Below are 13892 nucleotides of genomic sequence, written 5' to 3' on the forward strand. Positions count from 1 at the left end.
GGTGTTTCCCGCCGGCCGGAAGTCGATGGATTCGATCGCATTGGTGGTGCACCCGATCTATCGACCGAGCCGGGGTATTGCGCGCCGAACTGTTTGTCGAACTCGGTGAGGCCGAGCTCCGCGGCCTCAAGAGCGCGGGCCGTGCGGATCGCCTTCATGGCCACCCTGCCGGCCACGGACGCCACCGGGAGCCCTGAGCCTGCGATGTCAATTTCCGCTGCCGCGCAACGGATTGTCGTCCTGACCGGGCGCGTCCGGTCCAGCCGTCGGCGATATTCATACGCTATCCGTCCTGCCTAGGCTCCAGAAGAACTCTCAGGGCCCGCATCCACTCAGTGTCGTGGTCCGGCAGGGGCCGCAGCCTGACGGCAGGCGGGTTGTCAATTCAAGGACGAGTTGGGGTGGTCACGATGTTGGTGCTCGGGTTGAGCGGAAACTTCTCCGCGCGGGACTCGGATCTGGTCCCCCTCATGCCGGACCAGATGTTCCACGACTCGGCCGCGTGTCTGGTGCGGGACGGCGAGGTGATCGCCGCCGTCGAGGAGGAACGGTTCAACCGGATCAAGAAGACCACCAAGTTCCCGGTCAACGCGATCCGCGCGTGCCTTGATGTGGCGGGGGTGACGGCCGACCAGCTCGACGGCGTGGCGTACTACTTCCGTGAGGACTTCGTCGACACCACGCTCAACTTCTTCTACACCGTGTACCCGAAGGTGCCCACGGTGTACTGCCGCCAGCTGATCAAGCAGTGGTTCGCCGAGGAGTTCGACTGGGATCTCGACGACGACAAGCTCGTCTTCACCCCGCACCACGACGCGCACGCGATAGCGGCGGTGGCCCGGTCCGGGATGCCGGAGTCGCTGGTGCTGGTTCTGGACGGCCGCGGCGAGGAGAACTCCGGCACCGTCTACCGGGCGGGCGGGGCACAGCTGGAGAAGCTGGCTGACTACCCGATCTTCAAGTCACTGGGCATGCTCTACCTCAACGCCACCCAGCTGCTCGGCTACGGCTTCGGCGACGAGTACAAGGTGATGGGCCTGGCACCCTACGGCGACCCGGCGACCTTCCGCGACGCCGTCAGCTCGCTGTACCTGTTGGGCGACAAGGGCGACTACAACCTGCTGCCGAACATGACGGTGCCCGACCTGGTCGGCCCGTCGATGCTCGCGAAGGGCATCACGCCGCGCCGCAAGGGCGAGCCGTTCACCCAGCAGCACAAGGACTTCGCCGCCGCGACCCAGGAGGCGCTGGAAAAGATCGTGCTGCACGTGCTGACGCACTGGGCCGAGTCGACCGGCCTGTCCCGGCTGTGTTTCGGCGGCGGCGTGGCCCACAATTCCACCCTGAACGGCAACATCCTGCGCTCCGGGCTGTTCCGCGAGGTGTTCGTGCACCCGGCGTCGCACGACGCCGGCGCGAGCGAGGGTGCCGCCTTCCTCGCGGCCGACCAGCTGGGCGGTGCGGCCCGGCCGGTCCGCCGGTCCCGCACCGCGAGCTCGGGCCCCGCGCTGGGTACCGAGGCGGAGGTCCACGACCGCCTGGGCGCGTGGGGTGCGGTGCTCGACTTCGAGCGGCACGAGGACATCGTGCCGGTCGCGGCCGGACTACTGGCCGACGGCGCGGTCCTGGGCTGGGCGCAAGGACGTTCGGAGTTCGGCCCGCGGGCGCTGGGCAACCGGAGCATCATCGCGGACGCCCGGCCGGCGGAGAACCAGACCAGGATCAACGCGATGGTGAAGCAGCGGGAGAGCTACCGGCCGTTCGCGCCCGTGGTCACCGCCGAGGCCGCCGCCGACTACTTCGACCTGCCCGCCACCGAGGCGAACTACGACTTCATGTCCTACGTGGTTCCCGTCCGCGAGGAGCGCCGGCCGGAACTGGGCGCGGTCACCCACATCGACGGCACCGCGCGAGTGCAGGTCGTCGACCCGGTCGCGAACGAACGGTTCCACCGGCTCGTCGCGGCCTTCGGCGAGCGCACCGGGACACCGGTGCTGCTCAACACGTCCTTCAACAACAACGCAGAGCCGATCGTGCAGACCATCGACGACGTTGCGGCGTGCTTCCTCACCACCGATCTGGATTACCTGGTGGTCGAGGACTTCCTGGTACGCCGCCGTTCGGCGGACCCATCGGCCGACCTGGACGCGCTCGTTCCCCGGTTGCGGCCGGTGACCAGGCTGGCGCGCCGACTCGGCACCGGGGCCACCGCAGCAGGTCCCGCCTGGCACGAGATCTCCCTGGACTACGCCGGAGCCCCGGTGACCAGGATGTCGGAGGAGCTGTTCACGCTGCTCAGCGTCGTGGACGGCGTGCGCACCGTCGGCGAGCTGGCGAAGGAGGCCGGCGTCGTCCCCGACGAGGTGCGTGCCGAGCTGTACGAACTCTGGCAGCAGCGGTACCTGACTCTGACCCCGGCCTGACGCCCGTCCGGCGGAGTGACGAACTCGAGGAGAGCGACACGGATCGTCCTGCTGACCATTGGTTCGCGCGGTGACGTGCAGCCGTTCGTGATGCTCGGCGTTGAGCTGAAGGCTCGCGGGCACGAGGTGGTGCCGGCAGCCGGGGTGGAGTTCAGGGGCTTGGCCGACCGGGCCGGTTCCGGCTCTCGAAGCGCTGCCCGCCGGCTTCACCGAGTCGGTGCTGCGCGATCCGATGGTGCGGGCCGCCCTGCGGCGTGGGCCGTCGATCTGAGCAGACGCGCGCACCGAGATACGTGCCGCCGTGGCACAGCTGTCCCACTCGCAGGGTGAGCTGCGGAGGCAGGTCGACCAGGGGCTCGGCATGGTCCGTTCCCTGAACGCCAACACTGTGGGCCGGCGCCCGGCGTTACGCGGCCGTGCTGCGCGACCACGGCGTCGGCCCCGACGACAAGGTCGCCCTGCTTCTGCCCAACACACCGCACTTCCCGATGGCGTCCTCGCGCTGGGCGCGGTGGCCATACCGGTGCACGCGCTGCTCAGGGCGGACGAGATCGCCTACGTCGTGCGCGACTCGGGCGCGAAGGCGCTGATCTGCGCCGCGCCCCTGCTGCCCGAGGGCGGCAAGGGCGCGGCGGTCACCGACACGCCCTTGTCCACAGTGACCCAGGAGGAGGGGCAGGAGAGGGGTGATCCGCCGCGCCTCGACGCGCTCGCGGAGTCGGCCACGCCCATCGAGCGGTAAGTCCCGCGCGCCCCGGGGGACCTCGCGGTCGTCCTCTACACCTCCGGCACGACCGGGCGACCCAAGGGGGCGATGCTCACCCGTCTCAACGTCGTGATGAACGTGACCACGACGCTGCAGTCACCGTTCGACTTCCGACCCGACGACGTCCTGCTCGGCGCGCTCCCGCTCCTCCACCCCTTCGGCCAGATCTGCGGGATGAGCACCTGCTTCCAGGCAGTGGCGACTCTGGTGCTGATGCCCAGGTTCGACGCGCGGCAGGCACTGGACCTCATGGCGAGTGAGCACTGCACGCTGTTCATGGGCGTCCCGACCATGTATCTGGCCCTGCTCGCCGAGGCGCGGAGCGACCCGGGGCCGACGAAGCTCGACCGCGCGTTCTCGGGCGGCGCGGCGCTGCCGGTGAAGGTGCTCGACGAGTTCGAGGCGACGTTCGGCTGCCCGATCTACGAGGGCTACGGCCTGACCGAGACCTCTCCGGTGGTGGCCTACGACCAGAAGGCGTGGCCGCGCAGACCGGGCACCGTGGGCCGGCCGATCTGGGGTGTCGACGTCGAGATCGCCAAGGCGGACGTCGACGACGCGATCGAGCTGTTGCCCGCCGGTGAGCGGGGCGAGGTCGTGATCCGGGGGCACAACATGATGGCCGGCTGTCTCAACCGGCCGGAGGCGACCGCCGGGAAGGACATGGTGCTGCGCGGCGGCTACAACGTGTATCCCCGCGAGGTGGAGGAGACGCTCACCCACCACCCGGCGATCGACCAGGTCGCAGTCATCGGCATCCCGCACAAGGTCCACGGCGAGGAGGTGTACGCGCTCGCCGCCGAGATCGTGGCATGGGCGAAGGAAAGGATGGCCGCCTACAAATACCCACGCGTGGTGCTGTTCGTCGACGCCTTCCCGCTCGGCCCCAGCGGAAAGGCCCCGAAGAGGGAGTTGATCGCCCACATCCAGTCGGGCGACTGAGGCCCCCCGGGGTCTGAGGAACGGCCACGTCGTACGAGTCCTCAGCGAGCTCCCGCACCAGGTGGTCCGGGAGCTCACCGTCGACCGTCATCCTGTTCCCGTCGCGTTTGACACCACGGGAGTCACGCCGGGGCCACGACCGAGGTGTCGGCGGCGGGCCGCGCCGTCAGATCGGGTGCGATCAGCCGGATCGTCGTGGAGGGGGGCTGAGGTGCCGCGGCGAGGTGCAGCCGCTCGGCCTCTCCCTGGTCCGCTCCCCCGGTCGTCGACGCATGCGGCGCCGGTACGGCGTCCCGGCAGGCGCAGGGCTCCTCGTCGAATCCCGCGAACCGGTAGGCGACTTCCATCATGCGGTTGCGGTCCGTCCTGCGGAAGTCGGCCACCAGATGGACCCCGGCCGCGGCGGCCTGGCTGACCAGCCAGCTCAGGATGACCGATCCGGCGCCGAAGGAGACCACACGGCAGGACGTGGCGAGCAGCTTCAGATGCCATACGGCCGGGTGTTTCTCCAACAGCATGACGCCGACGGCTCCATGGGGTCCGAACCTGTCGGTGAGGCTCGTGACCAGGACCTCGTGGCTGGGATCCGCCAGCAGGTCGCGCAGTGCCCGGTCCGAGTAGTGCACTCCGGTGGCGTTCATCTGGCTGGTGCGCAGGGTGAGTTCCTCGACGCGGGTGATCTCCTCCGCGGTGGCCCGATCGATGCGCATCACCAGTTCGAGGGAGCGCAGGAACTCCTGGTCGGGCCCGTCGAACTCGGACCGTTCGCTCTCCCTGCGGAAGCCGGCCTGGTACATCTCCCGCCGGCGCCGGGAGTCCACCGTGCTGACGGCGGGGCTGAACTCGGGCAGGCTGGTGAGGGTCAGTGCCTCCTCGGCCGGGTAGCAGCGTACGTCCGGGAGGTGGTAGGACACTTCGGCCCGCTCGGCGGGCTGGTCGTCGATGAAGGCGATGGTCCGGTGGGCGAAGTTCAGGCCTTCGGCGATGCGCCCGACCGCCTCGGACTTGGGGCCCCAGCCGATCTCGGGCAGGACGAAGTACTCGGCGATGCCCAGTTCCTCCAGGCGCGCCCAGGCGAGGTCGTGGTCATTGCGGCTGCACACGGACTGCAGGATGCCGCGCGAGTCCAGTTCGATCACGGCCGTTCGTATCGCGTCGGGCAGCCGTACCTCCGCGTCCTCCAGCAGCGTGCCCTGCCAGAGGGTGTTGTCCAGATCCCAGACCAGGCACTTCACCATGGCCGGCGCGTCGGCGCCGGTCTTGTCGCTCATGACTGCTCCACAGTTGTCAACGCGTGTTGGGCAAGCATCAGTTCACACATCTCGTTGCTGCCCTCGATGAGTTCCATCAGCTTGGCGTCCCGGAAGGCGCGGGCCACCACGTGGCCGTCCTGTGCCCCCGCGGAGGCCATGACCTGCACGGCCGACGCGGCGCCGCGAGCCGCGTGGCCGGCGCTGACGTGCTTGGCGAGGATGGTGGAGATCACCATGTCCGGTGAGCCGTTGTCCCAGCGGTCGCTGGCGTGTTCGCAGGCGCGGGTGGCGACCTGTTCCCCGACGAACAGGTCTGCCAGGTGCTTGGCGACGAGCTGGTGGCGGGCGAGCGGCTGTCCGAACTGCGTGCGGGACGAGGCGTGCCGGGTGGTGGCGGCGAGACAGGCGCGCAGGATTCCGACGCACCCCCAGGCGACCGACATCCGCCCGTAGGCAAGGGCGGTGGTCACGAGCAGCGGCAGGGACAGGCCCTCGCCTCCCAGCACGCTGTCGGCGGGGAGGCGTACCGAGTCGAGGCGGACCTCGGCGTGTCCGGCGGCACGGCAGCCGAGTGGATCGGCGACCCGTCGCACGTGGACGCCGGGTGCCCGGGCGGGCACGACCACGGCGGCGCCGCCGTCGCCCAGCCGTCCGAAGACGATGAGCAGGTCGGCGTAGTGAGCCGCCGTCATCCACACCTTGTGACCGTCGACCACGACACTGTCGCCGTCCGCGGTGATCCGGGTGTCGATGCCGGACAGGTCGCTGCCGGCCTGGGGCTCGCTGAAGCCGACGGCGGCCAGCTCGCCCGAGGTGAGACGGGGCAGCAGTTCCCGGCGCTGTGCGTCGGTGCCCAGCCGTTCGACGGTCCAGGCGGCCATGCCCTGGGAGGTCATGACACTGCGCAGCGAACTGCACAGGCTGCCGACGTGGGCGGTGAACTCGCCGCCGGTGCGGCTGTCCCAGCCCAGGCCGCCGTAGTCGGCGGGCACGCCGGTGCACAACTGCCCGGCGGCGCCCAGCTTTCTCAGCAGTTCGGCCGGGAGCAGGCCCGAGCGGTCCCAGTCACCGGCCCGGTCACCGACCAGGCCGGTGACCGAGGCCGTCGCCTCGGCAAGACGGTCACTCACCGGTGTCCCCGGCGGCCGCTCGCAGCCGGCGGACCAGGGCCGCCATGCCCTCGACCGTACGGAAGTTGTCCAGCCGCAGGTCGGCGCCCCGGATCCCGATGTCGTACGACTTCTCCAGATGGACGACGAGTTCCATCGCGAACAGGGACGAGAGTCCGCCGGACGCGAAGAGGTCCGTGTCGGCCTCCCACACGGTCTTGGTGCGGACCTCGAGGAAGTCGAGGAGTTCCTTCTCCACGGTCTCCGATGGCATGGTCATGGCCTTCACCCTTCGTATGCGTAGAAACCACGGCCGGACTTCCGGCCGATGTCGCCTGCCCGCACCTTCTCCAGCAGCAGGTCGCAGGGACGGCAGCCGCCGTCGCCGGTGCGCTCGTACAGCACGTTCAGCGAGTCGACGAGGTTGTCGATGCCGATGAGGTCCGCGGTGCGCAACGGGCCTGTGGCGTGCCCCAGGCAGCCCTGCATGAGCGCGTCGACGTCCTCCGCGGTCGCCGTGCCCTCCTGCACCACCCGGGCCGCGTCGTTGATCATCGGGTGGAGGACCCGGCTGGTGACGAAGCCGGGGGCGTCCCGCACCACGACGGCCTGGCGGCGGAGGGTGGCGAGCAGGGCCCGCACCGCGTCCATGGCCGCTTCGCCGGTGCGGGCGCCACGAATGACCTCGACCGTGCGGATGAGATAGGACGGATTCATGAAATGCGTGCCGACGAGTTCCGTCGGACGCACGGCCGCCGAGGCCAGTTCATCAATCGGAATGGACGACGTGTTGGATATCAGGAGAGTACCAGGTGAAACGACGGCGGAAACCTCCGCGATCACTTTCTCCTTGAGTTCCGTGATTTCCGTGACGGCCTCGATGACCGCGAGCGAACCGGCCGCGTCGGACACCGAGTCGCCGATCACGAGTTCCCCGGCAGGAACGTCGTCCGGCAGCGCGCCCATCAGTCGCGCCAGCCGGAGTTCATGGGTGATCCGGGCCTCCGCCTCCTCGCGTTTGACCTGGTCGACGTCGACGAGTGTCACCGGCACGCCGTGGCCGATCGCGAGGGTGGTGATGCCCACACCCATGACGCCGGCGCCCAGGACGGTGATGCGCGACGCTGCCCGCACATCTCCGGAATTGTTTTCAGACATTTCACTCCACTTCATTTCCCAAAGGTTCGGCAGGACGTTTCACTGACCCCGGTTGAATTCGGGAACCGTCGACTCGAGCCATCCGGTGACGGCTTCGACCGTCGTCTGCAGATGCTGTTCCATCATTGACCAGTGATTTCCGGGTACGTCCAGGACGGAATGCGCGGACGGCCATGAGGCCCGCCAGTCGATGTCGCTGTCCGGGGCCGGTTCCGCAAGTGGACGTGAGGCGCGGACGAGCAGGACGGGCGCCTTGACGGGGGGCGGCGCCCAGTCGTCGAGGAGCTGGAAGTAGCGGCCCATCGCGGTCAGCCGGGTGCCGTCCATGGGGGCGGCCCGGTCCTCTCGTTCGAACATGCCGCTGACCAGCACATCGTCGAACTGGGTCATGGCCCGGTCGTCGGACAGATAGGTGTCCAGCAGCACGACCGCGACCGGGCCGGCGCCGAGGGCTTCGAGACGGGCGGCGGCGGCGTGGGCGAGCGTGCCGCCCGAGGAGGAGCCGAGCAGGACCTTCGGGCGGTCGCCGAGGCGCCGCATGAGGACCTCGGTCTGGAAGTCCAGCAGCGCTGACATGTCGGCGGGCAGCGGCTCGTCGGGGGCGAAGCCGGGCGCGTCCAGCGCGCTGACGCCGTACCGGCCCTGGAAGGCGGACGCGAAGCGGCTGTACTGGTGGGCTCCGCCGAGCGCCACCACGGAGGCGAAGCAGACCAGTTCCGGCGCGTCGTCACGGACGTGCAGCCGGAGCAGCTCCGGCCGTCGGCCGGCAGAGCGCGGGAGGTCGGCCCCGGATCCGAAGTCGGGGCGGAGCTTCGCGGCCTGCTGGAGGATCTGGATACCGGCGTGGATCCGGCCCGCCTCGCACGCCTGCCGGAACAGGGCGCTGACCGGGTCGTGCTGGGGTTCACCGGCCGGCTGTCCGGCTTCGGGCGCGGCACTCCGGGCGAGTTCCGCCCGTAGGTACTCGGCCAGCCGGGCGGGGGTCGCGGAGTCGAGTACGGCGGTGGGGCGCAGCCGCAGCCCGAGCCCGGCCGCGAGGCGGTTGCGCAGTTCGACGGCGGTGAGCGAGTCGAAGCCGGCCTCCAGGAACGCGTCGCCCGGGGACAGCGCGTCCGGGTCGGCGTGGCCGAGCACCTCGGCCGCGTGCGTCCGCACCAGGCGCAGCAGGATCTCGCCCTGCTCCGCCTCCGGGGCGGCGGCCAGCCGGGGCCGCAGCGACGCGTCGGGGTCCGGGCCGCGGCGGCGGGCGGCGGGGGTCCGGATCAGTGAGCGCAGCAGGTGCGGCACCTGGCCGCCACCGCGCTGGGCCCGCAGGTCCAGACCCACCGGTGCGAGAACGGGGTCGTCGCCCGCCAGGGCCGCGTCGAACAGTGCCAGGCCCTCCTCGGTGGGCAGCGCGCGCACCCCGCCGCGTGCCATCCGTCGCAGGTCGGTTTCGCTGAGGGCCGCGGTGAGGGCGGTGCGCCGCTCCCACAGGCCCCAGGCGAGGGAGGTTCCGGGCAGCCCCGTCCGGTGGCGGGCGGCGGCCAGGGCGTCGGTGAAGGCATTGGCGGCCGCGTAGGCGGACTGGCCGGGGCTGCCGAAGACACCGGCGGAGGAGGAGAACAGGACGAACGCCGTCAGGTCGTGGTCCCGGGTCAGCTCGTGCAGGTTCCAGGCGCCGTCGGCCTTGGGGCGCAGCACGGCCGCCAGGCGCTGCGGGGTGAGCGCCTCCAGCGTGCCGTCGTCCAGTACGCCGGCCGTGTGCACCACGGACCGCAGCGGGTGCTGCGGGGGGATCGCCGCGAGTACGCCGGCCAGTGCCTCCCGGTCGGCCACGTCACAGGCCGCGACGGTCACCTCGGCTCCGGAGGCGGTCAGTTCGTCGGTGAGCTCGGCGATGCCCTCGGTCGCGGTGCCCCGGCGGCCGAGCAGCAGCAGGTGCCGTACACCGTGGGAGGTGACCAGATGCCGGGCCATCAGTCCGCCGAGGGTGCCCGCGCCGCCGGTGATCAGGACGGTGCCGTCGGGGTCGAAGGCCGGGGCCCGGTCGGGTGCGGCCGGCGGACGGACCAGGCGGGGGGCGTACAGGGCGCCGTCGCGCAGGGCCAGTTGGGGTTCCCCCTCGGCCAGGGCGGTGGCGAGGGCGGCTTCGAGGCCGTCGCCGCCGTCGGTGTCGAGCAGCACGAAGCGGCCGGGGTGCTCCAGTTGGGCGGTGCGCAGCAGCCCCCAGACGGCGGCGCCCGCGAGGTCCGCCTCCGTACCCTCGAGGTCGACCGCGCCACGGGTGAGCACCACCAGCGGGGTGTCGCTGAACTCGGGTGCCGCCAGCCAGCGTTGGAGCAGGGCCAGTACCGCGCCCACGGCGGTTCGGGCCCCCTCGGGGCCTGGGACCGCGGCGGGCGGGCACAGAGCCAGCACCACGTCGGACGTGGTGGGCACATCGGCGAGGTCGGGGCACCGTTCGGCCCGGAAGCCGGCCGGCAGCAGCTCGCCGTCGGACACCCCGAGGGTGACGGCCCGGGTGCCGGTCGACGGCTCGGTGGCGGGCAGCGGCGTCCAGTCGAGGCGGAACAGCGACCGCTCGGCCACGGCGGGGGCGCCCGCCGCCGCCCGCAGGGTCAGGGCGCCGACCGTGACGACCGGGCGTCCGGTGCGGTCGGTGACCCGTACCGACACGGCGTCGCCGCCCTGCTCCGCCGGCCCCAGCACGACCCGCAGGACCGGGTCGGCCGCCGGGGCGAGGGTGACGTCGTGCCACGAGAACGGCAGCGGAACGCCTCCCGTACGGCCGGACTCTGTGCCGTCGGGGCGCAGGGCGACCGTCTGCAGCGCGGCGTCGAGCACGGCCGGGTGGACTGCGAAGCCGCTCTCACGGACGCCCGGCGCGGCCTTGGGCAGGGCCACCTCGGCGTGGATCTCGTCGCCGCTCCGCCAGGCGGCGCGCAGGCCCTGGAAGAGGGGGCCGTAGTGGACCCCCGCCGCCTCGAAGTCCGTGTACAGGCTGTCGAGGTCCAGTTGCCGGGCGCCGTCGCCGGGCGGCCATCGCCCGGGGTCCCCGGGCGCGGGTACGGGGGTGTCGGCGAGGGCGCCCGCCGCATGGCGTACCCAGGGTTCGGCGGAGTCGGGGTCGTCGTGGCGGGAGTACAGCGCCACGGTCCGGCGGCCGTCGGGGCCGGGCGCGTCCACGGTCAGCCGCAGCCGCCGGGCCTCGTCGGGGGCGAGCACCAGGGGGGCGGCCAGGGTGAGTTCCTCCACCGTCGTACAGCCGACGTGGGCGGCGGCGTGGGCAGCCATCTCCACGAAGGCGACGCCGGGCAGCAGCACCGTGCCGGACACCGCGTGGTCCGCGAGCCACGGCTGGGTACGCAGCGAGAGACGCCCGGTGAACAGGACACCGTCGCCGTCCGGCAGGTCCACGGCGGCGGTCAGGAGCGGATGCCCCGTCTCCGTCTGGCCCGCCGACTCGGGATCCCCGGCGTGCGTGGGCACGTCGAGCCAGTAGTGCGTGCGCTGGAAGGCGTACGTCGGCAGGTCGGTGCGGCGCGCCCCGGTGCCGTCGAACGCGCGCCGCCAGTCGACGCCCACACCGTTCGCGTGCGCCTCGCCGAGCGCCAGCAGCATCCGGTGCAGCCCGCCCTCGTCGCGGCGCAGGGTGCCCAGCACCACGGCGTCGTCCGCGCCGGCGTCGGCGGCCGTGTCACCGATGCCGTAGGTGAGGAGCGGGTGCGGGCTGACCTCGACGAAGGTGCGGTGGCCGGCGTCGAGGAGCAGACGGATCGCGTCGTGGAAGCGGACGGTCCCGCGGAGGTTGCGGTACCAGTAGTCGTGGGTGAGGTCACCGGCGCCGATCCAGTCTGCGTCCACCGTGGACATCAGGGGTACGGCGGGGGCGCCGGGGGTGAGACCGGCCAGGTCCTCGCCGAGTTGGTCCCGTACGGTGCTGACGTCGTCGGAGTGCGAGGCGTAGTCCACGGGGATGCGCCAGGCCATGACGCCCTCGGCGGCGAGTTCGTCGACGAGGGCCCCGACCTCGTCGCCCGGCCCGGCCACCACCAGCACACGCGGGCCGTTGACGGCGGCGACCGTCACCTTGCCGGAGCGGCGTTCCAGATAGGGGGCGAGTTCGGCCTGGGAAAGCACCACGGTGGCCATGCCGCCGCCTCCGGCGAGGCCGGCCAGCGCCCGGCTGCGCAGCGCCACCACCCGGGCCGCGTCCTCGATGCTGAGGGCGCCCGCGACACAGGCGGCGGCGACCTCGCCCTGGCTGTGCCCGACGACCGCGGCCGGCTCGACCCCGTACGACCGCCAGAGCGCCGCCAGCGACACCATCACGGAGAACAGGACGGGCTGCAGGACGTCCACCCGGTCCAGGCCCGGTGCGTCCGGCGCGCCGCGCAGCACCGCCGTGACCGGCCAGTCGACGTACGGGGCGAGCGCCTGTTCGCACTCCGCGATCCGGGCGGCGAACTCCGGTGACTCGTCCAGGAGTTGCGCGGCCATGCCGGGCCACTGGGAGCCGAGGCCGGGGAAGACGAAGACGGCCTTGCGGCCGGGCCGGGCGCGGGCGGTGACGACCGCGGGGTGCGGCCGTCCGGCGGCCAGCCTGGCCAGGCCGGACAGCAGGGCGGGGCGGTCGTCGCCGACGACGACGGCGCGGTCGGCGAAGCGGGACCTGGCGGTGGCCAGCGAGAACCCGATGTCCAGGGGACGCGCCCGCGGGTCGTCGGTGAGCCGGTCGTGCAGGGCGGCGGCCTGGGCGCGCAGTGCCGTCTCTCCCTTGGCCGAGAGCAGCCAGGCGAGGGGGGCGGGGTTCGCGTCCTCGGCGTCCGGGGGTGTGTCCGTCTCGGCGGGCGGTGCCTCCAGAACCGTGTGTGCGTTGGTGCCGCTGGCGCCGAAGGAGGAGACGCCGGCGCGGCGCGGGTGGTCGTTGTCCGGCCAGGGGGTGGCGGTGGTGAGCAGGGCGATGTCGCCCTCGGTCCAGTCGACCTGGGGGGTGGGCCGGTCGATGTGCAGGGTGCGGGGCAGCAGGCCGTGGCGCATCGCGAGCACCATCTTCATGATGCCGCCGACCCCGGCGGCGGCCTGGGTGTGGGTCAGGTTGGACTTGAGCGAGCCGAGCAGCAGCGGCCGGTCCGCCGGGCGGCCTCGGCCGTAGGTGGCGAGCAGCGCCTGCGCCTCGATGGGGTCGCCGAGGCGGGTGCCCGTGCCGTGCGCCTCCACCGCGTCGACCTCGGCGGGCGAAAGGCCCGCGGCGGCCAGCGCCTGCTGGATCACCCGTTGTTGGGAGGGCCCGTTGGGCGCGGTCATGCCGTTGCTGGCGCCGTCCTGGTTGACGGCCGAGCCGCGGACCAGGGCCAGCACGGGGTGGCCGTTGCGCCGGGCGTCCGACAGCCGTTCCAGGAGCAGGACACCGACGCCCTCCCCGAACCCGGCTCCGTCGGCGGCCGCGGCGAACGACTTGCTGCGGCCGTCGGGCGCGAGACCTCGCTGGCGGCTGAACCCGACGTACAGGCTCGGGGTGGACATCACCGTGACGCCGCCCGCCAGGGCGAGGGTGATCTCCCCTGCCCGCAGCGCCTGGCAGGCCAGGTGGAGGGCGACCAGTGACGACGAGCACGCGGTGTCGATCGTGACGGCCGGACCCTCCAGGCCGAGGGTGTAGGCGATCCGGCCGGTGACCACGCTGGGGACGGTGCCGGTGCCGATGAACGCCTCGACGTCCTCCGGTACCCGGCCCAGCCGGGCGCCGTACTCGTTGTACATGACGCCCGCGTACACGCCGGTGCGGCTGCCGCGCAGGGACAGCGGGTCGATACCGCCGCGTTCGACGGCCTCCCAGCAGGTCTCCAGGAGCAGCCGCTGCTGCGGGTCCATGGCCAGTGCCTCACGCGGCGAGATCCCGAAGAAGCCGGCGTCGAAGCCGCAGGCGTCGTGCAGGAAGCCGCCCTCCCGGGTGTAGGAGGTGCCCGGGGTGTCCGGGTCGGGGTCGTACAGGTCGGCGGCGTCCCAGCCCCGGTCGGCGGGGAACTCGCTGACGGCGTCGCGCTCCTCGGCCAGCAGCCGCCACAGGTCCTCCGGGGTACGGACCCCGCCGGGGTAGCGGCAGCTCATGGCGACGATGGCGACCGGTTCCCGGGACTCGTCGCGGAGCCGCACGTTCTCCCCGCGCAGCCGCTCGTTCTCGAGCAGGGAGGCGCGCAGTGCCTCGACCACCTTGTGCGTGGACATCTCTCTCCTCACATCCCGTTCCGGGCCGGTG

7 protein-coding genes and 1 pseudogene are annotated in these 13892 nt (G+C 72.0%); 3 read left to right on the forward strand and 5 right to left on the reverse strand.

Going from position 1 to position 13892, the window contains the following annotated elements; translation table 11 throughout:
• The first annotated feature begins 410 nt into the window (after window positions 1–410).
• From OG241_RS00780 to OG241_RS00790, 3 genes and pseudogenes are all read left to right on the forward strand, one after another.
• Window positions 411–2423, forward strand: a complete 2013-nt coding sequence (locus OG241_RS00780; protein ID WP_405825985.1) for a carbamoyltransferase — start codon at window positions 411–413, stop codon at window positions 2421–2423.
• Between the two features lie 15 nt (window positions 2424–2438).
• Window positions 2439–2753: a glycosyltransferase gene (locus OG241_RS00785; protein WP_405812806.1), complete on the forward strand. Its 315-nt coding sequence runs from the start codon at window positions 2439–2441 to the stop codon at window positions 2751–2753.
• Between the two features lie 56 nt (window positions 2754–2809).
• A pseudogene (locus OG241_RS00790) lies at window positions 2810–4131 on the forward strand (AMP-binding protein); the annotation flags it as partial.
• 122 nt (window positions 4132–4253) lie between these two features.
• Here OG241_RS00790 and OG241_RS00795 read toward each other — a convergent pair.
• Genes OG241_RS00795 through OG241_RS00815 form a run of 5 tightly spaced genes read right to left on the reverse strand, consistent with a single transcriptional unit; the run spans window position 4254 to window position 13861 of the window.
• Window positions 4254–5402: an HAD-IIIC family phosphatase gene (locus tag OG241_RS00795; RefSeq protein ID WP_405812808.1), complete on the reverse strand. Its 1149-nt coding sequence runs from the start codon at window positions 5400–5402 to the stop codon at window positions 4254–4256.
• A complete protein-coding gene (locus OG241_RS00800) occupies window positions 5399–6514 on the reverse strand; it encodes an acyl-CoA dehydrogenase family protein (RefSeq protein ID WP_405812810.1) in 1116 nt (371 codons plus the stop codon). Before OG241_RS00800 ends, OG241_RS00795 begins: the two co-directional genes overlap by 4 nt.
• On the reverse strand, window positions 6507–6773 hold the full coding sequence (locus OG241_RS00805) for an acyl carrier protein (RefSeq protein WP_405812812.1): 267 nt from the start codon (window positions 6771–6773) through the stop codon (window positions 6507–6509). Before OG241_RS00805 ends, OG241_RS00800 begins: the two co-directional genes overlap by 8 nt.
• 5 nt (window positions 6774–6778) lie before the next feature.
• On the reverse strand, window positions 6779–7651 hold the full coding sequence (locus OG241_RS00810; RefSeq protein ID WP_405812814.1) for a 3-hydroxyacyl-CoA dehydrogenase family protein: 873 nt from the start codon (window positions 7649–7651) through the stop codon (window positions 6779–6781).
• Window positions 7652–7690: 39 nt separating this feature from the next.
• A complete protein-coding gene (locus OG241_RS00815) occupies window positions 7691–13861 on the reverse strand; it encodes a type I polyketide synthase (RefSeq protein WP_405812816.1) in 6171 nt (2056 codons plus the stop codon).
• Window positions 13862–13892 lie beyond the last annotated feature (31 nt).

It is taken from the genome of Streptomyces sp. NBC_01390 (assembly GCF_045040105.1).
Lineage (GTDB): Bacteria > Actinomycetota > Actinomycetes > Streptomycetales > Streptomycetaceae > Streptomyces.